Below are 21,138 nucleotides of genomic sequence, written 5' to 3'. Positions count from 1 at the left end.
CTGTTGGCCCAGTACCGATGGGGTTCTCGCATTCGAATTGAAGCGTGCTTCCCTTGGCATGCGGACTAATGTCAGAATCCCGTAATGATGCGGACACGCTTGATGAGGGGACGGGGAGGGGGAGAGTGGACTCGCTCGTTTGCTGTGGGGCCCCGGTGCACGCGGATAGTGCGAGCAAAGTAGCAGCCGTACAGGCAAGAACTGTAAAACACCTCTGACTACGCCATTTGATCCCCATTCAAGAAACTTAGGGCAGAAGCCAAGGGCTGACAAGGCTACCCTTGACGCGCTTTCTGAAGGGGTGGCTCGCAGAGATGCCTTCCTTTTTTCAACATCTCCCACCCAATCTGCAACAACAGGTGAACATTGAACGCGTCTGGAGCAGGCCCCCGCGTGAGGTCACTTTACATAATGTAGATTATCGGCGCTATTGAACCGTACGAATGAGTGGCCGTGGGTGCGCCACGCGTAGTGGAATCGGGCCCGCAGAATCAAGTGCTCACCGCCCAAGGACTCGCTAATCAATTGGTTGGTCATCCTGAGATCGTCCTGTCAGCCCCAAGCCAGAACGTGTAGCCGTCCCAGGCATGGGGGTGTAAAAACGAGTCTCGTTCGCCGAGGTCTTGCCCGTGGTAATTGCCGGCGTTCGCCAGCTGCAGGCTTTCCAGGAGTCGCCTCGAGTTCGCAGGCACGCGGAACAGGTGCGCTGGATGCCGTCTGGCGTGGGCACACCCCTGTCAGGCGCCCACGTAGGCAGCCAGGTGCTCCCCCGTCAGCGTCTCCCGCGAAGCCACCAGCTCGGCCGGCGTGCCCTCGAAAACGATGCGGCCGCCGTCGTGCCCGGCTCCGGGACCGATGTCGATGATCCAATCCGCGTGCGCCATGACGGCCTGGTGGTGCTCAATGACGATCACCGACTTGCCCGAGTCCACCAGCCGGTCCAGCAGGCCCAGCAGGTTCTCGACGTCGGCCAGGTGCAGGCCGGTGGTGGGCTCGTCGAGGACGTAGACCCCGCCCTTCTCCCCCAGGTGCGTCGCCAGCTTGATGCGCTGCCGCTCGCCACCGGACAGCGTCGTGAGCGGCTGGCCCAGGCTCAGGTATCCCAGTCCGACGTCGGACAGGTGGCCCAGGATCTTGTGGGCCGCGGGGATGCGGGACTCCCCCGTGCCGAAGAACTGCTCGGCCTCGGCCACCGACATGGCCAGCACCTCGCTGATGTCCTTCCCGCCGAGCTTGTACTCAAGCACCAAAGCCTGGAAACGCTTTCCGCCACATTCCTCGCAGGGGGTCGAGACGGTGTCCATGAATCCGAGTTCGGTGTAGATGACGCCGGCGCCGTTGCAGACCGGGCAGGCGCCCTCGGAGTTGGCGCTGAAAAGGGCCGGCTTGACGCCGTTGGCCTTGGCGAACGCCTTGCGGATCGGTTCGAGCAGTCCCGTGTACGTTGCCGGGTTGCTCCGCCGGGAGCCCTTGATGCCGGCCTGGTCGATCGAGACCACGCCGTCCCGGCCGGAGACGGAGCCGTGGATCAGCGAGCTCTTGCCCGAGCCCGCAACGCCGGTGACCACCGTCAGCACGCCCAGGGGGATGTCGACGTCGACGTCCTTGAGGTTGTTGGCGTTGGCGCCGCGCACCTCCAGGGCGCCCGCCGGCCTGCGGGGCGCCTTCTTCAGCGCCGCGCGGTCGTCCAGGTGCTGCCCGGTCAGCGTGCCGCTGCCCCGCAGGCCCTCGACGGTCCCTTCGAACATGACCTCCCCGCCCTTGGTGCCGGCCAGTGGCCCCAGGTCGATCACGTGGTCGGCGATGGCGATCGCCTCCGGCTTGTGCTCCACCACCAGGACGGTGTTGCCCTTGTCGCGCAGCTGCAGCAGGAGCTTGTTCATCCGGGCGATGTCGTGCGGGTGCAGGCCGATGGTCGGTTCGTCAAAGACGTAGGTGATGTCCGTCAGCGAGGAGCCCAGGTGGCGGATCATCTTGGTTCTTTGCGCCTCGCCGCCGGACAGCGTGCCGGACGGGCGGTCAAGGCTGAGGTAGCCGAGTCCGATGTCCACGAATGAGTCCAGCGTTTCCCCCAGCGACCCCAGGAGCGGCGCCACGGACGGCTCGTCCAGGCCGCGGACCCAGGCGGCGAGGTCGCTGATCTGCATGGCGCACACGTCGGCGATGTTTTTGCCGTTGATCTTTGAAGACCGGGCCGGGGCGGCCAGCCGGGTGCCGCCGCACTCGGGGCACCTCTGGAAGACGACGGCGCGGTCCACGAAGGCGCGGATGTGCGGCTGCATGGCGTCGCGGTCCTTGGCCAGCATCGTCTTCTGGATCTTCGGGATCAGGCCCTCGTAGGTCAGGTTGATGCCCTCGACCTTGATCTTCGTCGGCTCCTTGTGGAGCAGGTCGTTCAGCTCCTTCTTCGTGAACTTGCCCAGCTTCTTGTCCATGTCAAAGAAGCCGGAGCCGGCGAAGATGCGCCCGTACCAGCCGTCCATGCTGTAGCCGGGGATGGTGAGGGCGCCCTCGGCAAGGGACTTCCCGGCGTCGAACAGGGCGGCCAGGTCAAAGTCGCTGACGTCGCCGCGCCCCTCGCAGCGCGGGCACATGCCGCCCGTGATGCTGAAGCTGCGCCGCTCCTTGACGGTCTGCCCGCCCTTTTCCAGCGTGACGGCGCCCGCCCCGCTGACGGACGGTACGTTGAAGGAGTACGCCTGCGGGGAGCCGATGTGCGGCTGGCCGAGCCGGCTGAAGACGATGCGCAGCATGGCGTTCGCGTCGGTGGCGGTGCCCACGGTGGAGCGCGGGTTGGCGCCCATGCGTTCCTGGTCGACGAGGATCGCCGTCGTCAGCCCCTCGAGCACGTCCACGTCGGGGCGGGCGAGCGTCGGCATGAATCCCTGCACGAACGTGCTGTAGGTCTCGTTGATCATCCGCTGGGACTCGGCCGCGATGGTGCCGAACACCAGGGAGCTCTTGCCGGAGCCGGACACGCCGGTGAACACCGTCAGCCGCCGCTTGGGGATCTCGACGCTGACTTCCTTGAGGTTGTTCACGCGGGCACCCTGCACGCGGATGGTCTCGTGGCTGTCTGCGATCCGCAGCGCCGCCGGCTGCTCGGCGGCGGTCGTGTCCGTGGTCATCCTGGCTCGTTTCTCTTGGCCTGCTGCTTTGGTGTCTACTTTATCCGCGGGAACGGACGACGGCGCTGCTCACCGGTCCTCGACAACGCCCAGGACATTTCCATCCAGATCCGTGACGCTGGCGACCCAGCGGGTGCCGCCGACGTTGTGGGCTGGTTCCGTCACGGTGGCGCCGGCGGCGGTCAGCTCGGCCAGCTTCGCCTCGATGTCCGCCACCTGCCAGTAGGCCACCGGCGAGGTCATCCCCTGCGGGCCGCCGTTGGGCACCAGCCCGATGTGCTGGCCGGCCGCGTCGAAGCCGACGTAGTAGGGCGAGTCCGCCTGCGGTTGCATCCCCAGCAGGGCGGAATAGACCTTCTTGGCGGCCTCGAGGTCGCTGACGGGGTGCAGGACAATCGTGATTCCTTCGGTGGTGGTCATGGCGACTCCTTGGGTTGCGGGCCTGCGCGGCCCTGGCTGTTCTGATGCGTCCAACTCTAGGTGCCCGGTGCAGGGCGCGCTTCTTGAATCCTGCCCGAACCATCGCGGGCTGCCTTGAAGCTGCGCTGTGTTGGCGGCCAATGACGCGCCACTTTTGAACTGGCGCGTCATTGGCTGCTAACCGTGCTCACCTTCAGGGTCATTGCTGTGCGGCAAACAGGCGGCCGCGCGTTCAGCCTTCATGAGCAGGCCCACGCCGCCGGTGAACTGCGTGGTGTGGAATTGGGGAGCCCGCGCCACCTCGGAAAAGCCCCACCGCCGGTGAAGCGCGATGGACGGCAAGTTGTCCACGTTGACCACGTACCAGGCGGCATCACTGCGCCGCCAGATCCAGTGCAGCCGGGCGTCGGTGAGCGCGGTGGCCACGCCCCGCCGTCGAACATCAGGCAGGACCGTCACGCCGCCCAGGTAGTGCCCGGCGGGTGCCGCCCCATCCTGGTGGTTCCAATGGTGCGTCTTGGCCCAGCCGGCCATGCCGCCTGACGCATTTGCGACAACCACCAGCCGTCCGGGGTCCTCGATGGCCAGCGCCAGCGAGCCGGCCGTGTTGGCGGGCCGACCCGCCCGTGCATTGATGTCCAGGATGACCGGGATGTCGAGTTTTGTCGCCCGGCGGACCGTCACGCTGACGGGCACCACTCCCCCGTCCCCCGTGGCAAAAGTGGCGAAGCCTCGAGTTTCCACTGGAATTTCCTCCTTCAGCCGGCACTGCTGCCCGCGAAATGGCTGTCCAGCATCGCCGCGAAGGCAGCAACATCAACGGATCTGTCGGTGGCGACCCGAACCACGGGCCCGAGTCCCAGCGGCCGCGGGCTTTTCATCCACTCGGCCCAAGGCCCGAATGACGACTGCCCGGCCGGGTGGATGGCGTGCCTTTCGCGGGCCAGATACCGCTTCCAGGCAAGTGCCGGCGGAACATCACACCAGACTTCGACGATGGCCGGGTTCCCGGCCGTGGACAAACCCTTCCTGACAAAATCGAGGTCACGCGGAGCAAACCACCACGACTCCACGATGGCGCGTCCGGGAACCAGCCCAGCCAGCCGCCACATGGTTTCAGAAGCCAGCGCTCCCAGCGCGGTGCTGCCCACCGTGTTGCCGGTGATGTCCGCCAGCGGTTCCTTGACGGCATCCTTGGACACCACTGGAATGCCCAACTCGATTCCCAGGGCCCGTGCCAAGGTGGTTTTTCCGGACGCAGGCAGGCCGTTGACGAGTATCAGCTGCCGTGCGATGACGCTTCGCCTTCTCTGAGCGCTGCCAGGTACCGGGCGTCCCGCTCGTACGGTCCGGCGTCGTCGTTCAGTTCCGGCTTGCCGAGCCGCGGGCCGGGCGAGCACATGTCAAAGTCAATGGCACCGACCGGCATGCCATCGTCAAAGGCCAGGTTGTGAGGAGCAAAGTCGTTGTGGCAAATGACTTCCGCCGGCACCTTGGCCGGGGACTGCCACACGGCGCCGTCCAAGCCAAAGCCAATGCTGGCATCGTGGAGCCGGCGGAGCTTCCTGGCACCGTCGCGCACCACGGCGTTCAAGTGGCCGCCGGGCAGAAGTTCAGTCATGGGATCCTTATTCCGGCGGGAAAGGCCGGGTCTCGATAAGCCCGACCACCAGGGCGGGCTATGCGGCCACAGACGGGTTCTTTGCCACGAACAACGCGCAGGTGGCGTTGTAGTACTTCTTGGACAGCCCCTTTTCCTTCATCCCGAGACGGCGGCACACGCTTTGGGAGGCCTCGTTGGCCGGGTTGGTCACGGCAACCACGCGGTTCAGGCCGCGGGCGAAGGCATGGGCCAGGACCGCCTCGGCAGCTTCCGAGGCAAAGCCGCTGCCCCAGTAATCCGGATGCAGGTGCCAGCCAATTTCCACGTCGTCGGAGGGCTGGAGCGGCTCCTCCCCCGACGACGGGATGGGCTTGAGCAGCAGTGTTCCCACCGGCGCCCCGTCCTCCTTGCGCGTCACGGCCCAAATGCCGTGCACAGGGTGGTCGACCGCCTTGAACCGGGCAACCCGCTCCGCCGCTTCCGTGCGGCTCTCCATGACGCGTGGCTCGTTGCCGATGAAGCGCTGGACCACCCATCGGGAGTACAGGTCATACACAAAATCGATGTCGGAGTCTTGCCATGGCCGCAGTAAAAGTCGTTCCGTAGTTATGTTCTCCATTTACCCATCATGCATGTTTCCACCCTGAATCTGTGCCCCCGGCAGCTACCGTTTGCATAACAAAGTTTTACTAAGCCGGGTTGTCAACATCTACGGCGGCCGGCCGGGCGCCCCCTACGCCTCCAGCAGCTGGCGCAGCACATACTGCAGGATGCCGCCGTGCACGTAATAGGCCTCTTCGGCCGGGGTGTCGATCCGCAGCGTGGTGGCGATGTCACGGGATGCGCCGTCGGACTCGACACGCACCGTGACCTCACGCGGCAGCGGATCCGCCCCTGCCAGACCCACAATCGAATACGTCTCCAACCCCGTCAGACCGAGCGATTCCGCGGTCTCCCCGTCCTTGAACTGGAGGGGCAGCACGCCCATGCCGATCAGGTTGGAGCGGTGGATGCGCTCAAACGACGCCGCGATGACGGCCTTCACGCCCAGCAGCATGGTGCCCTTCGCCGCCCAGTCGCGGGAGGACCCGGAGCCGTAGTCGTTGCCGGCGATGACCACCAGCGGCGTCCCTTCTGCCTGGTATGCGTTGGACGCGTCAAAGATGGTCTCCACCTCCCCCTCCGACGAACGCTTCGTGAAGCCGCCCTCGACCCCAGGCACCAGCAGGTTGCGCATTCGGATGTTGGCGAAGGTGCCGCGGATCATCACGTTGTGGTTCCCGCGCCGGGAGCCGTAGGAGTTGAAGTCGGCCTGTTCCACGCCCTGTTCCAGGAGGTACTGGCCGGCGGGCGAGGACTTCTTGATGCTGCCCGCCGGGGAGATGTGGTCCGTGGTGACCGAGTCCCCCAGCAGGGCCAGCACGCGCGCGCCGGTGATGTCCTGCACGGGCGCGGGCTCGCGCGTCATGCCGTCAAAATATGGCGGCTTGCGCACGTAGCTGGACTCGTCGGACCAGGCGAACATGTCTCCTTCGGGGACGTGCATGCCGCGCCAGTTGTCGTCGCCGTGGTACACATCCGCGTAGCCGTCCGTAAACATTTGCGCCTCCAGGCTGGCGTCGACCACGGACTTGATTTCCGCCGTCGTCGGCCAGATGTCCTTGAGGAAAACCTTGTTTCCGCCCTTGCCCTCGCCGAGGGGTTCGTTGAGCAGGTTCACGTGCATGCTGCCTGCGAGCGCATAGGCGATCACCAGCGGCGGCGAGGCGAGGAAGTTCATCTTCACCTCCGGGTGGATGCGGCCTTCAAAGTTGCGGTTGCCGGAGAGGACGGCGGCCACGGAGAGGTCGTTGCCGTTCACGGCCTGGCTGACGGCCGGGATGAGCGGGCCGGAGTTGCCGATGCAGGTGGTGCATCCGTAGCCGACCAGGCTGAAGCCGAGCTTTTCCAGGTAGGGCGTGAGGCCGGCGCGGTCAAGGTAGTCCGTGACCACGCGGGAACCGGGGGCCAGGGTGGTCTTGACCCACGGCTTGCTGGCCAGCCCCAGGTCCACGGCCTTCTTGGCCACCAGCCCGGCGCCGATCATCACTGACGGGTTGGACGTGTTGGTGCACGACGTGATGGCCGCGATGACCACGTCGCCATGGTCCAGGGTCAGCTCCTGCCCGTCCAGGACCAGCTCCGCCGGGTCGCTGGGCCACTCAAGTTCGACGCCGTCGTCCTCGAAGATGCGCGGCGGCTCGTCGCGGGCAATCCTGTCGCTGATGGCCACGGGGTCGCTGGCCGGGAAGGACTCGTCCCCGGCGTCGTCCAGCCCGCCCGCCAGCACGGCCGTTTCCTGGGACTCCCCCGCCAGCAGTCCGCGCACGGCGCGCTTGGCGCTGCGCAGCGGAATCCGGTCCTGGGGGCGCTTGGGCCCGGCGATGGAGCTCTCCACGGTGGACAGGTCCAACTCGACCACCTGGCTGTAGTCCGGCGTGTGGCCGGGATCGTGCCACATGCCCTGTTCCTTGGCGTAGGCCTCCACGAGCTTGACCTGGTGGTCGCTGCGCCCGGTCAGGCGCATGTAATCCAAGGTCTCCTGGTCGATGGGGAAGATGGCGCAGGTGGAGCCGTACTCGGGGCTCATGTTGCCCAGGGTGGCGCGGTTGGCCAGGGGGACGTTCGCGACGCCGGGGCCGAAGAACTCCACGAACTTGCCCACCACGCGGGTCTTGCGCAGCAGCTCGGCCACGGTGAGGACGAGGTCGGTGGCGGTGGTTCCCTCGGGCAGTTCGCCGGTCAGCTTGAAGCCGACCACCTGCGGGACCAGCATGCTCATCGGCTGGCCCAGCATGGCGGCCTCCGCCTCGATGCCGCCCACGCCCCAGCCGAGCACGCCCAGCCCGTTCACCATGGGCGTGTGCGAGTCCGTGCCGACCAAGGTGTCGGGGTAGGCCTGCCGGACGCCGTCGCGCTCCCTGGTGAACACCACGCGGGCGAGGTATTCCAGATTGACCTGGTGGCAGATGCCCGTGTCCGGGGGCACCACCAGGAAGTCGTTGAACGACTGCTGGGCCCAGCGCAGCAGCTGGTAGCGCTCCTGGTTGCGTTTGAACTCATACTCGGAGTTGATGGAGAACGCGGTGGGGACGTTGAAGACGTCGGCAATGACGGAGTGGTCAATGACCAGTTCCCCCGGGATCAGCGGATTGATCTTCGTCGGGTCCCCGCCCAGGTCCGACATCGCGTCGCGCATGGCCACCAGGTCGACCACGCAGGGGACGCCGGTGAAGTCCTGCATGAGCACGCGGGCCGGCGTGTACTGGATTTCCGCGTTCGCCTCCGCCGCGGGGTCCCAGTTCCCCACCGCACGGACCTGCTCGGCGGTGACCAGCCGTCCGTCCTCATTGCGGAGCAGGTTCTCCAGCAGGACCTTCAGGCTGTATGGCAGCCGGGCCGAGCCCTCCACCGCGGCCAGCCGGTGGATTTCGTAGACCTGGCCGTCGACGGTAAGTTCACCGCGTGCATCGAAACTGTTGGAAGACATGGCATTCCTTTTCGCAGCTACCCGTTTTAGCCCACACTAGCGACCTGCCCGCGGATAGCAAGGGCAGGCAGGATGGGCTTAGGCGGGCCCGGGTTTGGCACAATGGTGTCAAACCCATCCGCAGCACGTCGAGGAGCCCGCCATGAAGTTCGTCCTGGAAGTTGACCTGGACGCCGTCCAGGACGCGCCCGTCGAGGAACTGGGGCGCATCCTGCGCTACTGGGCCGGCAATGTCAGGCACTATCCGCTGGAGCCCGGCTCCGGGGACACCGTCAGGGACAGCGCCTACACCGCCGTCGGCTCGTGGCGCATCGAGGCCGGGCAGTGAACGGGCCCGTCCCCGGCGGCCGGCAGCTTTTCACGGCCGACGACGTCCGGGCCGCCGTTGCCGCCGTCGTGGAGTCCGGCGCCCTGCCCGCCATCGTCCAGGCCGGGCACCCCGTGCTGCGCGCCCAGGCCGTGCCCTTCACCGGTCAACTCCCCGAGACGCAGCTGGCCCGGCTCATCGACATCATGCGCGACACCATGCACGCCGCGCCGGGCGTCGGCCTGGCGGCGCCCCAGATCGGCATCCCCTTGCAGCTGGCCGTCCTGGAGGACCTCTACGACGTTCCCGAGGAAAACGCCGCGGCCCGCGAGCGCCGGCCCCTGGAATTCCTGGCCATCCTCAACCCGCGCTGCACGCCGGTCGGGACGGAGACGGCGTCGCACTATGAAGGATGCCTCTCCATGTCCGGCTGGCAGGCGGTGGTGGACCGGGCCGCGACCATTGACCTGGCGTACGACGACGACCACGGGGTCCCAGCCGTCCGCCGACTCACGGGGTGGCAGGCAAGGATCGCCCAGCACGAGACCGACCACCTCTCCGGCACCCTGTACCTGGACCGGGCACACACGCGCTCGGTGACCTCCGATGAAGAATACGCCGCCCACTGGGCCCGGCCCGACATCGCCGAGGCCCGCCAGGTCCTGCACTTCTGAGCAGCTCCTGCACTGCTGAGCCCTGGGCGGCCTGTGGCTGGACCGAGGGTTTAGCGGCCGCCAGCCTAGGATGAAAACATGGACAACAGCGTGCTCGACGCCCTCATCTGCCCCGTCTGCGGACTTGAATTCATGGACGTCCTCCCCAGAGAGACGGCGCTTGCGTGCATCGACGGGCACAGCTTCGACATCGCCCGCCAAGGCTACGTCAACCTGCTCACCGGGCACGGCACCAAATTCACCCACGACACGTCGGCCATGGTGGCAGCGCGCGACGCCTTTCTCGACGCCGGCCATTACCGGGAACTGGCCGACGCGCTCGCAGGCACGGTGCGCAACGTCCTCACGGGCGCGCTGGAAGCTCCCGGCCGGCCCGCGGCCCGGCACGGGACCGAAGCCGCGCACCGGCCCCTCATTCTCGACGCCGGGACCGGCACCGGCTGGTACCTGCAGCAGCTGTTGAACAAGTTGGGCGGCGATGAGGCCGTGGACGCCGTCGGGCTGGACATTTCCAAGTTCGCGCTGCGCCGGGCCGCCCGGCGCAACCCCGCCGCCGCCAATCTGGTCTGGGACCTGTGGCAGCCGCTGCCCGTGGAGGCCGGCCGGGCCGACGTCGTGCTGGTGGTCTTTGCGCCGAGGAACGCCGCCGAGTTTGCCCGGGTGCTCAAGCCTGCCGGGAGGCTGGTGGTCGTGACGCCGCGGCCGGGGCATCTCGCGGAGATCGCCCGGCAGGCCGGCCTGCTGGGCATCCAGGCGGAAAAGGAAGCGGCCCTCGCAGCCTCCATGGACGCGCACTTTGAGCTGGAAAGCAGCCGGCCGGTGGACATCGCCCTGCACCTCTCCCCTGCCGACGTGGCCAATGTGGCACTCATGGGACCTGCCGGGCACCACCTCGCGCAGCAGGATGTGGAACAGGCGGCCGCAGCGCTGCCCCGGCTGACGGAGGCGACGGCCCAATTCACCCTCTCAGTCTTCCGCCCCCGCCCCGTTGACATTCGAGATAGCCACGTCCCCGCCCGTTGACATTCGAGATAACCACCGATCGCACGACGCCGGAGCGGTGGTGATCTCGAACCTCACGCCGGAGCGGTGGTGATCCCGGGGCGCTCCAACCTCAACGCAGGGGCGGTTCGCCTTGGCCGCTGCAGAGTGCTTCCTCTCCGGGCTGGATGGCTGCCGGAACGTCAATGTCCACCATGCGCGTCCTGGAAGACTTGCCGTGCAGGTCCACCTGGAGCCACTTCAGCGTCACCTGGGTCAGCGGGCCAACACCCAGCGCAAACGCGGCGGTGCCGGCACCAACAACGCCGCCCATGAAGAACCCGACGACCACCACTGTCAGTTCGATGCCGGTGCGGATCATCCATACCGGCCTGCCCGTGACGCGCACCAGCCCGGTCATGAGCCCGTCGCGCGGGCCCGGACCCATGCCTGCGCCAATGTAGAGCGCCGTGGCAAAGGCCAGGATGAACAGGCCCGCCGCAAAAAGCAGGACCTGGAACAGCAAGTGGCTGGCCTGCGGAATCACGGCGAGTCCCAGGTCCGCAAACGCTCCCACCAGCACCGCGTTCGCGATGGTGCCCGCCCCGGGCTTTTGCTTGAGCGGGATCCAGAACAACAGGACGATTCCGCTGATGATGATGGTGCACAGCCCAAAGGAGATTCCCGTGGTCCGAGAGGTGCCCTGCGCAAACACGTCCCAGGGCGAGGCCCCGATATTGCCTCGGATCATCAGGGAGATGGCGATCCCATACAGGAACAGGCCCGCCAGCAGGCGGACAAGGCGGACGGGAAGGTTTTGGGTGGTGAACACGCGCTGCATTCCTCAAGCCTAGCGAAACTGGCCTTATGCAGTAGAGCCAATTCGCCTAAGGTGGATTCATGAGCACGCTTGTTACTGGACGGCGCCTGGCCCGCGAGCTGGGCGAGTGGCGCTCCACCGGACCGGCCTACCGGGCCTTGGCGGACAGAATCCGGGTGCTTCTCCTGGACGGCCGGCTCGCCAGCGGCACCAGGATCCCCGCCGAACGCGAGCTCAGCAGTGCCCTCGGGCTGAGCCGCACCACTGTAGCGGCGGCGTACTCAAAGCTGCGCGACGACGGCTACCTCGCCAGCGTGCGCGGCTCCGGCAGCACCCTTGTCCTGCCCGGACTCGAACGGGGCGACCACGCGCCCGGCAGCGGGCTGCCGCTGGATTTCACGAAGGCCGTGACGCTTGCCTACCCCGGCGTGGCCGCCGCCTACGCCGCCGCCATCGAACAACTGCCCGCCTATCTCGCCCACGACGGCTTCGACATGGTGGGCATGCCGGACCTGCGCGAGGCCATTGCCCAAAGCTACCGGAACCGCGGACTGTCCACCTCGGCGGAGCAAATCATGGTGACCACCGGCGCCCAGCATGCACTGAACCTGGTGACACGCAGCCTGTACTCCCCCGGCGAAAGGGTCCTGGTGGAACAGCCCACCTACCCGCACGCACTGGACACCTTTGCCTCCGTGGGCGCGCGGATGCTGTCCTTCCCGGTGAGCCAGGATGGCGGCTGGGACCTGTCCGAGGCGCAGCTGCAGCTCCGCCGCGCGGCGCCGAGCATGGCCTTTCTCATGCCCGACTTCCACAACCCCACGGGAAAGAGCATGACCATTCCCGAACGGGAGTTCCTGGCGGCGGCCGCCACGCGTGAGGGGACCGTGCTGATTGCCGACGAGACCACTGCGCTATTGGACATCGACCGTGGCGCACTGCCGCCCCTGGCCTGCTTCTCTCCGGGCGTCATCACGCTGGGGTCGTTGGGCAAGATCGCCTGGGGCGGGCTGCGGATCGGCTGGATCCGCGCCTCCAGGGACGTCCTGGCGCGTATCCTGCGCCATCGCCCGGCGCAGGATCTGGGGACGCCCCTGGTGGAGCAGCTCGCGGCGACGTCCCTGGTCCGCGAGCTCCCGGTGCTGGCCGCCAGCAGGAGCCGGGACCTGAAGCTGCGGCGGGACATGCTGGTCCAGCTGTTGGGGGAACAGCTGCCGGAATGGGACGTCGCCGTGCCCGACGGCGGCCTGTCCCTGTGGATCAACACCGGAACCATGTCCACGTCCGCGCTCGCACTCGCCGCACGCAGTGAGGGCCTTGGCCTGGTGCCCGGCCCGCGTTTTGGTTTGGACGGCGCCTTTGAACGGTTTCTGCGCCTGCCCTTTGGCCACGACGTCGAGCAGTTGCGCGACGCCGTGAAGGTCCTTGGCCGCATCAGCTCCAGTGTGGGGCCGGACCCGCTGCGGATGCCGCTGCAGGCCGTGATTTGAGCAGGATATTCCAAGCCATACGTAGTAGGCTGAATTGTACGTTAAGTCACAAAGGGGGACTCAATGCTCGAATGGATCAATGACTTCGGCTGGATCATCTGGCTGACAGTTTTCCTGCTGCTTGCAGTCGCTGAAATGCTCACGCTGAACCTGTACTTCATCTTGATGTCAGTCGGCGCCCTGGCTGCCCTCGTCGCCTTCCTGTTCCATGCCGAGCTGTGGCTGCAGATCGTCATCTTCTGCGTCGTGGCATTGGCAACAACGGTGCTCATCAGGCCGTTGGCGCTGGCGCACCTGCGTCGCGGGCCGGCCGACTCGCTCTCCAACGTCGAGCGTCTGATCGGGCACCACGCTGTGGTCCTGGAGGCAGTCAGCGAGAACAGCGGACTGGTGAAGATCGGCGGGGATGTCTGGACGGCGCGCACCCGTGGCGGTGCGGACGTGCCGGCGGGGGCCGCTGTGGAGGTATCCGCCATCGACGGCGCGACGGCGATCGTCAGCTTCCCCAACGTGCACAAGTCGCCGGGAACGGCCGCCACCACCGCCTAGCGCCCTTCAGCCGAAGCCGCCAGGCCCTTAACTCACCTGTGCCATCAGGCACCGGACATACGCATTCTTCACACAGAAAAGAGGGGATTTCATGCCAGGTGGAGCCGGAGCAGTAGTGTGGCTTTTCGTTGTTATTGTCCTGCTGATATTCGTCGTTATTGTCCTTGTCCGGTCCGTGCGGATCATCCCGCAGGCCCGTGCCGGGGTCGTGGAACGGCTGGGAAAGTACCAGCGGACGCTCAATCCCGGCCTGACGGTGTTGATTCCGTTTGTTGACCGGCTGCTGCCGCTGCTGGACCTGCGCGAACAGGTGGTTTCGTTTCCGCCGCAACCGGTCATCACCGAGGACAACCTGGTGGTTTCCATCGACACCGTGGTCTACTTCCAGGTGACCGACCCCCGGGCAGCCACCTACGAAATCGCCAACTACATCCAGGCCGTGGAACAGCTGACCACCACCACGCTGCGTAACGTGGTGGGCGGGCTGAACCTTGAAGAAGCGCTGACCTCCCGTGACCAGATCAACGGCCAGCTGCGCGGCGTGCTCGATGAAGCAACCGGGCGCTGGGGCATCCGTGTCAGCCGCGTTGAGCTCAAGGCCATTGACCCGCCCCTGTCCATCCAGGACTCCATGGAGAAGCAGATGCGCGCAGAACGTGACCGCCGCGCCGCTATCCTGACGGCCGAGGGCACCAAGCAGTCGGCCATTTTGACTGCTGAAGGTGAGCGCCAGTCCTCCATCCTGAAGGCCGAGGGTGACGCCAAGGCGGCCATTCTTCGCGCCGACGGTGAGTCGCAGGCCATCCAGAAGGTCTTCGACGCCATCCACAAAGGCAACCCCACGCAGAAGCTGTTGGCCTACCAGTACCTGCAGACCTTGCCCAAGATTGCCTCAGGTTCCTCGAACAAGCTGTGGATCATTCCCAGCGAGGTGGGCGAGGCCTTGAAGGGCATCGGCAACGTGCTCGGCACCACCGTCGCGGACACGGACGACGCCGCCGACGTCACCCGGGATGCCCTGCCGTAGGCAACACCGAAGAAGCACCGCACGGGGCGCCGGTGAACCGGGACTGCCTGTGTGGACCGAACGGCCAAGCACGTATAATGGGTGTTTGGCCGTGCGGCGTATTGCCCGGCCACATATTTCACGTCATGCACGGAACCGCGGAACATCCGCGCCCGGCAATGCGTTGAACAAATCAGAACGATGGCTGTGCCGACCCCTTACGGGAGCAGCACGGCCAGGCCGCCGGTTCGGCTGGTGAACCGGCAACAACATGAGGGAGAAGTCATGAGCGATCGTAGCTTGCGCGGCATGCGCCTGGGCGCACAGAGCATGGAGACCGAATCCGGCGTGGAGCCGGCACCGCGGCAACGCGTGGAATACCGCTGCGCGGACGGCGAGCAGGTGTTTGTAACCTTCTCCTCCGAGGCGGAGATCCCGGCGGTGTGGGTTTCCAAGACGGGCAAGGAGGCCCTGCTGGTCAACGGCGAGGCTCCCGACACGTCCAACGACAAGCCCGTGCGTACGCACTGGGACATGCTGCTGGAGCGCCGCTCGCTTCCCGAGCTGGAGACCATTCTGGCTGACCGTCTGGCAATCCTGCGCGAAAAGCGCGGCGAGAAGGTCTAGGCTCCCGTCAGCCCAACTGACCCGCAGTAGTTGTCGTAAAACGGCGCGAAATCGCGTTTTTTCGACAACTACTGCGGGTCAGTTTGTGTGTGGGCGGGCTACTTGTTCCGCGCGGTCAGTTTGTTCCAGCGCGCCGTCAGTCCCCACTTCGTGACGTTGAACATGGCCTCCTGGACAATGTTGCCGCTCATCTTGGACGCGCCAAATTCCCTTTCGACAAACGTAATGGGTACTTCCACCACCTTCATGCCCTTTTGGCACACGCGCCACAGCATGTCCACCTGGAAGCCATAGCCCACCGAGTCGACGGCGGCCAGGTCGAGGGCTTCCAGGGTGGTTCGGCGAAAGGCCCGGTAGCCGCCGGTGATGTCCCGCACGGAGATGCCGAGGAGAATCCGTGAGTACAGGCTGCCGCAGGTGGAGATCAGCTTGCGGTGCAGCGGCCAGTTGACCACCTTCCCGCCGGGAATCCAGCGCGAGCCCAAGACGAGATCGGCGCCCTGGTCGACGGCCTCCAGCAGCAGGGGCAGCTGTTCGGGCTGGTGGGAGCCGTCGGCGTCCATTTCGACCAGGACGTCGTAGCCTGCTTCCAGCCCCCAGGCGAACCCTGCCAAATAGGCGGCCCCGAGGCCCGCCTTGCCGGCCCGGTGCAGCACATGCACCTGCGGGTCGGCGGCGGCGAAGTCATCGGCAATGCCACCCGTGCCGTCCGGGCTGTTGTCGTCGGCAATCAGCACATCCACATGGGGCGCTGCCGCGCGCAGCCGCGAGAGCGTCTTGGGCAGCGACTCCAGCTCGTTGTACGTGGGGATGATTGTCAGGACACGCAACACAGGTGCCTTTCCGTAAAGAAAAAGTGGAGGGAAAACAAGGATGGCGCCGCCAGCCGCCCGCTACCGCAACTGTGTACGCAGACGCGGTGCACGACGGCGCGCGGGTGCCGGTGGCGCGTGGCGCCAAGTCCCCATTATAGGTTGCGTGGAGGCCGGCCCAGGCCGGGGGCCCGGGCGGACGCAAAAAGAGACAAGTCCACGCGCCTTCGGGCCAAGCTGGGCGGCGGCGGGTGGCCGACGGTCCGGTTTGTTTTCTACTGGCGCGTGAACTTATCTCCCAAGCGCCGGAAACGTGCACTGCCAACAAGGCTGGCCAAGGCCGGTTCCGGCTGGGACCCCCGTGTGGGGCTGTCCACTTCAATAAAAGCTAATTCCCGCCGCGGCGGCTGTCAACACCGCCCTGACCTGCACGGATGCGCGTCGCTGCAGGTCAGCGCGGCGAGCCGGATCCCGGGAAAATCGGGCCGCCACGGCGTGTTGCCGTCCTGCCGGCCGTGGCGAAAACTAGTGGAAATCCGGCGCCGCGTAGAGTTCACGGCCACGGTGGACCGTTTGCAGGCAGCGGGGGTCGTTTTCCGTGTCCAAGGCCGGCAGCAACGGCGTTCCGGCGCGCGGATCGGTGGACCAGGACTGCACCCGCTCATCCGCGACCTGGACCATGAGCTGGTCGATCTCCCAGACCGCAAAGCTGGCGGGCGCGCCGGGAGCCAGCTGGCCCAGCATGGGGTTGGACCCGCGGGCGGCCCGCCAGCCGGCGCGCGTGTGGCCGATGAAGGCGGCCCGGGCAGAAATCCGCTGGTCCGGCTGGTGGTGGTTCAGCGCCGCGCGCACGCTTGCCCAGGGGTTCAGCGGGGTCACGGGGGCATCCGAACCGAAGCAGACCGGGACCCCGGCCGCGTAGAACGTCGCCACCGGGTTGAGGGCGGCCGCGCGCCGCGCACCCAGCCGGCCCGCATACATGCCATCCCCCCCGCCCCACAATGCATCGAAGACGGGCTGGACGGACACGGTCACGGCGTGGCGCGCCAGCACGTCCATGGCGCCGGCGTCGACCATTTCGGCGTGTTCAAAGCGGTGGCCGGCCGCCCGCACCTTGTCCAGGCCGACCCGCTCCGCGGCCTTCACCAAACCTTCGCAGGCAATGTCCATGGCGCCGTCGCCAATGATGTGGAACCCTCCGGACACGCCCAGCTCGGACACGGCCGCAAGGTGGTCGGTGACCTGTTGGACATCAAGGTGCGCCCGGCCCCGGTTGCCCGGCGCACCGGCAGGAAGGTCCGCGTAGGGTTCGCGCAGGAGTGCCGAATGCGATCCGAGCGAACCGTCAATGTTCAGGTCGCCGGCCAGCCCCAGCACCGGCGTGCCCAGCGATGCCAGCAGTTCCCGTGCCTGTTCCACGCTGGAGACCGCCTGCCCCCAGTACGGCAGGACCTGCGGCAGGGCCACCGGCGCGTCGCCGGCGGTCAGCGCAGCCAGTGCGGCGAGGTCGGCGGGCGAGCCCACATGCGGGGCAGCCATCTCCGCGAGGGCAACGTAGCCGTTGGCCGCGGCGTAGTGCAGGGCACGTTCCTGTGCATGCCGGCGGGCGGCGTCGTCCAGCAGGCGCGTGGCATCCCGGACGGCCGCGTGGGCATCCCCCGTCACCAGCCCGCTGCCGTCCCAACCGGAAAGCCGCGCCAGTCCGCAGCGCCGGGCCAGGGCACCGGACACAACGCCCGAGTGGACGTCCACGCGCGCCAGATAGACCTCCCGACCGCCGGTGGCGCGGTCGAGCTCGGCGGCCGTCAACGGGCGCTGCTCGGCCCAGGCAGAGTCGTCCCAGCCGTGGCCGAGCAATATGCCCGCGCCCCGGGCGGCCGCAGCGGCCACCAGGTCCAGCGCCTGGGCCACGGACCGGGCACCCGAGAGGTCCACCGAATCAAGGGCCAGGCCGGTCTCCGTGACATGGACGTGGGAGTCGACAAAGCCCGGCGTGACCAGTGTGCCGTCGAGGTCCACGAGCCGCATGCGCGCGTCAAGCAGGGAAGACGCGGCGTGCTCGGATCCGACCCATGCCACGGTGTCGCCGTCCACCAGCATGGCGGTGGCGAACGGGTCGGCGGCGCTGTACACGGAGCCGTTGCGGTACATGGTCAGTGACATGGCGAAGAAGGGTCCTTTCAAAAGGGGATTCCCTGCCGCCCCGAATCGGGGCACGCGGGGCGGAACAGCCCGAGTGAGACATCGGCTAGCGCGGAACTGGATTCGGGGTGCTAGTCAACGACGGTGGTGTACGCCACCACCCCGCGTCGGACCAGCGTGATGGCCTCAATGCACAACCGGGCGAATCCGCGTTCCATTCCCGGCACCTTGGCGAGCTGGTCAAGCAGGTCCACCACCTGCTTGGTCCAGCGCACGAAGTCGCCGGCGGCCAGTTCGGTGCCCTTGAGCGCGTCCTGCAGGCTGCGCCCCTTGGCCCATTTGTACATGGGCCATACCAGTCCAAGCTCCGGCTCTCCCGTCAGCGGCAGGCGGTGGGACTCCTCGGCGTCCTCCAGGACCGACCAGAGACGCACCACGGCCTCCACGGACGTCTCGAGGCTGACGCTGGGCATCCGGGGCCGGGCGCCGGCGTCGTCGCGCTTGGCGGCGAAGACAACGGTGGTCGCGAACGCCGCCAGCTCGACGGCGTCGAGGTCGTCAAAGGCTCCGTCGCGGAGGGCCAGGGCGATCAGGAGGTCCTTCTCGCCGTAGACGCGCCGCAGCCGCTGGCCGTCGGCGCTGGGACGCAGGTTCCCGGCGTCGTCCGTCTCCACGAAGCCGTACGCGGCGAGCAGGTCAGTGACCCGGTCAAAGGTCTTGGCGATGGTGTTGGTGCGCTGTTGGATGGCGCGGACCAGCCCGTCGGTCTCACGCCGCAGCTTCCACCAACGCTCCGACCACCGTGCGTGCTCCTCGCGGTCGGGGCAACTGTGGCAGGGGTGGGCACGCACGGCGCGGCGCAGCATGTCGATGGCCTCGTCCTCGCTGCGGGCGGAATCCTGCCGGGTGAAGGCGGCGGCACGGTCGGGGCGCAGGGCACCGCCGTCCGCCACGGCATCGAGGACCTGCTGGGCCAGGTTGCGGCGGTCCTTGGGCACCTTCGGGTTGAAGCCCTTGCCGATGCGCACGCGGGCCAGCGGCAGGGCCGGCCCGTCCAGTTCGTGGATGCCCAGGCGGCGCAGTTCCTTGTTGGCAGTGAGGATCCCGGGGCGGGGTTCGCGGGCGTGGGGATCGGCCTCAAGGACGACGGCGGGGCCCGGGTTCCTGCCCGCCGGCACCATGATGACGTCCCCCTGGCGCAGGACGGCCAGGGACTCCGCCAGCCGTGCCCGGCGCTGCTTGGCCTTCGTCCGTGAGGCGCCGGACTCGTGGTCCGAAAGTTCGCGTCGCAGCTTGGCGTACTCGGTGAAGTCGCCCAGATGGCAGCTCATGGCCTTCTCGTAGCCGGCGAGGGACTCCTCGCGGCTCCGGACCTGGCGGGCCAGGTCCACCACGGACCGGTCTGCCTGGAACTGCGCGAAGGATGATTCAAGGATGTCGCGGGTGCGGCGGCGGCCAAACTGGGCCACCAGGTTCATGCTCATGTTGTACGTGGGGCGGAAGCTTGAGTTCAGCGGATACGTCCGCCGTGACGCGAGCCCGGCCACGGCTGTGGGGTCGGTGCCGGGCTGCCACAGGACCACGGCGTGGCCCTCCACGTCGATCCCGCGGCGTCCGGCCCGGCCGGTCAGCTGGGTGTACTCCCCCGCGGTGATGCCCACATGGGCCTCGCCATTGAATTTTTCCAGCTTTTCCAGCACCACCGTGCGGGCTGGCATGTTGATGCCAAGCGCCAGGGTCTCGGTGGCAAACACCGCACGGACCAGGCCGTCCGCGAAAAGGGACTCCACGACTTCCTTGAAGCTGGGCAGCAAGCCGGCGTGGTGCGCGGCCAGCCCACGCAGCAGGCCGTCCCGCCATCCCCAAAAGCCGAGGACCTCGCGGTCGGAATCGGGCAGCCCGGCGCAGGCGGCATCGACGCGGTCCGCGATTTCGGCCCTTTCGGCGGGTGTGGTGAGCCAGAGGCCGGCGGCGGCGCACTGCTGGACGGCCGCGTCGCAGGCCGCGCGGGAGAAGATGAAGGTGATGGCGGGCAGCAGGTCCTGGCTTTCCAGGGCACGGATCACCTGCGGGCGCGAGGCCCGCCTGACCAGGCCGCCGTCGTTGGGGTTCTGTGCGGCGACGTTTCCGCGGTCCCGGCTGCCGCGCCGGTCCCGACCGCCGCGGCGCGAGTTGTAGCTCCCGCGGTGCGACTGCCCCGACTCGCTGCGCGCGAGTTTCAAGAGCTCGGGGTTGACCTTGAAGCGCCCCGCCGCCGCGGTGGCATCCGTGCCCGGCTCAAGCTCCGCGGCGATTTCGTCAAAGGACTTGTTGGTGGCGAACAGGTCCACGATCTCGCGCTGGACCATGACGTGCTGCCAGAGCGGCACGGGGCGGTGCTCGGAGACCACCACGGCGGTGTCGCCGCGGACGGTGCCCAGCCAGGCGCCGAACTCCTCCGCGTTGGAGACGGTGGCGCTCAGCGATATCACGGACACCTCGGTGGGCAGGTGGATGATCACTTCCTCCCACACCGCTCCGCGGAACCTGTCGGCCAGGTAGTGGACCTCATCCATGACGACGTAGGCCAGCCCGGAGAGCGTGTCCGAGTCCGCGTAGAGCATGTTGCGCAGGACCTCGGTGGTCATGACGACCACCGGCGCCTCGGCGTTGATGCTCGTGTCACCGGTCAGCAGTCCCACGTGTTCCGTGCCGTACTTGCGGGCAAGCTCCTGGTATTTCTGGTTGCTGAGCGCCTTGATGGGCGTGGTGTAAAAGGCCTTGTTGCCGCGGGCCAGGGCCAGGTGCACGGCAAACTCGCCCACGATCGTCTTCCCGGCCCCGGTGGGGGCGGCGACCAGGACCCCGCGGCCGGCCACCAGGGCCCGGCAGGCGGTGATTTGAAAGTCGTCGAGCTCAAAGTCAAAGCCCCGTCTGAACGCACCAAACTCGGTGCCGGCATCCGCGGAGTTCAGCTTGGCCGCAGCGTAGCGCTCGGCGGGGGTCGCGGGTTCGTTCATCGGCATGCTTCCAGCCTATGTCAGCGGGCGCGGTACCCGTGCGTGACGAAG

Annotated in this window: 18 protein-coding genes; 7 read left to right on the top strand and 11 right to left on the bottom strand. The window is 67.2% G+C overall.

The features are described from left to right. Nucleotides 1–737: 737 nt before the first annotated feature. The 7 genes from DMB86_RS11525 to acnA all read right to left on the bottom strand — a co-directional run bounded on the left by DMB86_RS11525 (nucleotide 738) and on the right by acnA (nucleotide 8,680). Nucleotides 738–3,128, bottom strand: a complete 2,391-nt coding sequence (locus DMB86_RS11525; RefSeq protein WP_113717937.1) for an ATP-binding cassette domain-containing protein — start codon at nucleotides 3,126–3,128, stop codon at nucleotides 738–740. Between the two features lie 69 nt (nucleotides 3,129–3,197). Then, on the bottom strand, nucleotides 3,198–3,548 hold the full coding sequence (locus tag DMB86_RS11520; RefSeq protein ID WP_113717936.1) for a VOC family protein: 351 nt from the start codon (nucleotides 3,546–3,548) through the stop codon (nucleotides 3,198–3,200). Between the two features lie 177 nt (nucleotides 3,549–3,725). After that, nucleotides 3,726–4,292, bottom strand: coding sequence for a GNAT family N-acetyltransferase (locus DMB86_RS11515; protein ID WP_227878335.1), 567 nt, complete (start codon nucleotides 4,290–4,292; stop codon nucleotides 3,726–3,728). A 14-nt stretch (nucleotides 4,293–4,306) separates the two neighbouring features. Beyond that, entirely contained in the window at nucleotides 4,307–4,789 is a 483-nt protein-coding gene (locus tag DMB86_RS11510) for a P-loop nucleotide/nucleoside kinase family protein (RefSeq protein ID WP_171814313.1), read from the bottom strand. A gap of 38 nt (nucleotides 4,790–4,827) precedes the next feature. Continuing rightward, nucleotides 4,828–5,169, bottom strand: coding sequence for a phosphotransferase (locus tag DMB86_RS11505; protein ID WP_113717935.1), 342 nt, complete (start codon nucleotides 5,167–5,169; stop codon nucleotides 4,828–4,830). 58 nt (nucleotides 5,170–5,227) lie between these two features. Next, nucleotides 5,228–5,770: a GNAT family N-acetyltransferase gene (locus tag DMB86_RS11500; RefSeq protein ID WP_113717934.1), complete on the bottom strand. Its 543-nt coding sequence runs from the start codon at nucleotides 5,768–5,770 to the stop codon at nucleotides 5,228–5,230. Nucleotides 5,771–5,884: 114 nt separating this feature from the next. Continuing rightward, the gene (acnA, locus tag DMB86_RS11495; RefSeq protein ID WP_113717933.1) at nucleotides 5,885–8,680 is read right to left on the bottom strand and encodes an aconitate hydratase; all 2,796 of its coding nucleotides are present in this window, start codon (nucleotides 8,678–8,680) and stop codon (nucleotides 5,885–5,887) included. A 142-nt stretch (nucleotides 8,681–8,822) separates the two neighbouring features. Here acnA and DMB86_RS11490 point away from each other — a divergent pair, with 142 nt between their 5' ends. From DMB86_RS11490 to DMB86_RS11480, 3 genes are all read left to right on the top strand, one after another. Then, nucleotides 8,823–9,008, top strand: a complete 186-nt coding sequence (locus DMB86_RS11490) for a hypothetical protein (protein ID WP_113717932.1) — start codon at nucleotides 8,823–8,825, stop codon at nucleotides 9,006–9,008. Next, the gene (locus DMB86_RS11485) at nucleotides 9,005–9,661 is read left to right on the top strand and encodes a peptide deformylase (RefSeq protein ID WP_113717931.1); all 657 of its coding nucleotides are present in this window, start codon (nucleotides 9,005–9,007) and stop codon (nucleotides 9,659–9,661) included. The genes DMB86_RS11490 and DMB86_RS11485 overlap by 4 nt, the downstream gene beginning before the upstream one ends. A 78-nt stretch (nucleotides 9,662–9,739) precedes the next feature. Further along, nucleotides 9,740–10,684 (top strand): methyltransferase domain-containing protein, encoded by a 945-nt coding sequence (locus DMB86_RS11480; protein WP_113717930.1) that lies wholly within the window; start codon nucleotides 9,740–9,742, stop codon nucleotides 10,682–10,684. Between the two features lie 91 nt (nucleotides 10,685–10,775). Here the strand turns inward: DMB86_RS11480 and yczE are convergent, their stop codons facing one another. Further along, on the bottom strand, nucleotides 10,776–11,483 hold the full coding sequence (gene yczE / locus DMB86_RS11475) for a membrane protein YczE (protein ID WP_227878334.1): 708 nt from the start codon (nucleotides 11,481–11,483) through the stop codon (nucleotides 10,776–10,778). A 59-nt stretch (nucleotides 11,484–11,542) separates the two neighbouring features. Here yczE and yczR point away from each other — a divergent pair, with 59 nt between their 5' ends. The 4 genes from yczR (at nucleotide 11,543) to DMB86_RS11455 (ending at nucleotide 15,134) form a co-directional block, all read left to right on the top strand. After that, nucleotides 11,543–12,952: a MocR-like transcription factor YczR gene (yczR, locus tag DMB86_RS11470; RefSeq protein ID WP_113717929.1), complete on the top strand. Its 1,410-nt coding sequence runs from the start codon at nucleotides 11,543–11,545 to the stop codon at nucleotides 12,950–12,952. A 63-nt stretch (nucleotides 12,953–13,015) separates the two neighbouring features. Continuing rightward, nucleotides 13,016–13,501 (top strand): NfeD family protein, encoded by a 486-nt coding sequence (locus tag DMB86_RS11465; protein ID WP_113717928.1) that lies wholly within the window; start codon nucleotides 13,016–13,018, stop codon nucleotides 13,499–13,501. A gap of 91 nt (nucleotides 13,502–13,592) precedes the next feature. Beyond that, a complete protein-coding gene (locus tag DMB86_RS11460; protein ID WP_113717927.1) occupies nucleotides 13,593–14,528 on the top strand; it encodes an SPFH domain-containing protein in 936 nt (311 codons plus the stop codon). A gap of 264 nt (nucleotides 14,529–14,792) precedes the next feature. Beyond that, nucleotides 14,793–15,134, top strand: a complete 342-nt coding sequence (locus DMB86_RS11455; protein WP_113717926.1) for an RNA polymerase-binding protein RbpA — start codon at nucleotides 14,793–14,795, stop codon at nucleotides 15,132–15,134. Between the two features lie 98 nt (nucleotides 15,135–15,232). Here the strand turns inward: DMB86_RS11455 and DMB86_RS11450 are convergent, their stop codons facing one another. From DMB86_RS11450 to DMB86_RS11440, 3 genes are all read right to left on the bottom strand, one after another. Continuing rightward, nucleotides 15,233–15,964, bottom strand: a complete 732-nt coding sequence (locus DMB86_RS11450; RefSeq protein ID WP_113719518.1) for a polyprenol monophosphomannose synthase — start codon at nucleotides 15,962–15,964, stop codon at nucleotides 15,233–15,235. A gap of 507 nt (nucleotides 15,965–16,471) precedes the next feature. Next, a complete protein-coding gene (locus DMB86_RS11445; RefSeq protein WP_113717925.1) occupies nucleotides 16,472–18,109 on the bottom strand; it encodes an amidohydrolase in 1,638 nt (545 codons plus the stop codon). 110 nt (nucleotides 18,110–18,219) lie between these two features. Next, a complete protein-coding gene (locus DMB86_RS11440; protein WP_113717924.1) occupies nucleotides 18,220–21,093 on the bottom strand; it encodes a DEAD/DEAH box helicase in 2,874 nt (957 codons plus the stop codon). Nucleotides 21,094–21,138: the final 45 nt, after the last annotated feature.

Origin of the sequence: Arthrobacter dokdonellae, from assembly GCF_003268655.1 — a bacterium.
Lineage (GTDB): Bacteria > Actinomycetota > Actinomycetes > Actinomycetales > Micrococcaceae > Specibacter > Specibacter dokdonellae.
Note: the sequence above shows the minus strand (reverse complement) of the source record. Positions and strands in the feature narration are given on the sequence as shown.

Bases quoted from the DNA above. Each gene is read 5' to 3' on its own strand.
- DMB86_RS11525 (WP_113717937.1), bottom strand. From the start codon at position 3,128: ATGACCACGGACACGACCGCCGCCGAGCAGCCGGCGGCGCTGCGGATC.
- DMB86_RS11520 (WP_113717936.1), bottom strand. From the start codon at position 3,548: ATGACCACCACCGAAGGAATCACGATTGTCCTGCACCCCGTCAGCGAC.
- DMB86_RS11505 (WP_113717935.1), bottom strand. From the start codon at position 5,169: ATGACTGAACTTCTGCCCGGCGGCCACTTGAACGCCGTGGTGCGCGAC.
- DMB86_RS11500 (WP_113717934.1), bottom strand. From the start codon at position 5,770: ATGGAGAACATAACTACGGAACGACTTTTACTGCGGCCATGGCAAGAC.
- acnA (WP_113717933.1), bottom strand. From the start codon at position 8,680: ATGTCTTCCAACAGTTTCGATGCACGCGGTGAACTTACCGTCGACGGC.
- DMB86_RS11490 (WP_113717932.1), top strand. From the start codon at position 8,823: ATGAAGTTCGTCCTGGAAGTTGACCTGGACGCCGTCCAGGACGCGCCC.
- DMB86_RS11480 (WP_113717930.1), top strand. From the start codon at position 9,740: ATGGACAACAGCGTGCTCGACGCCCTCATCTGCCCCGTCTGCGGACTT.
- yczE (WP_227878334.1), bottom strand. From the start codon at position 11,483: ATGCAGCGCGTGTTCACCACCCAAAACCTTCCCGTCCGCCTTGTCCGC.
- yczR (WP_113717929.1), top strand. From the start codon at position 11,543: ATGAGCACGCTTGTTACTGGACGGCGCCTGGCCCGCGAGCTGGGCGAG.
- DMB86_RS11465 (WP_113717928.1), top strand. From the start codon at position 13,016: ATGCTCGAATGGATCAATGACTTCGGCTGGATCATCTGGCTGACAGTT.
- DMB86_RS11460 (WP_113717927.1), top strand. From the start codon at position 13,593: ATGCCAGGTGGAGCCGGAGCAGTAGTGTGGCTTTTCGTTGTTATTGTC.
- DMB86_RS11455 (WP_113717926.1), top strand. From the start codon at position 14,793: ATGAGCGATCGTAGCTTGCGCGGCATGCGCCTGGGCGCACAGAGCATG.
- DMB86_RS11445 (WP_113717925.1), bottom strand. From the start codon at position 18,109: ATGTCACTGACCATGTACCGCAACGGCTCCGTGTACAGCGCCGCCGAC.
- DMB86_RS11440 (WP_113717924.1), bottom strand. From the start codon at position 21,093: ATGCCGATGAACGAACCCGCGACCCCCGCCGAGCGCTACGCTGCGGCC.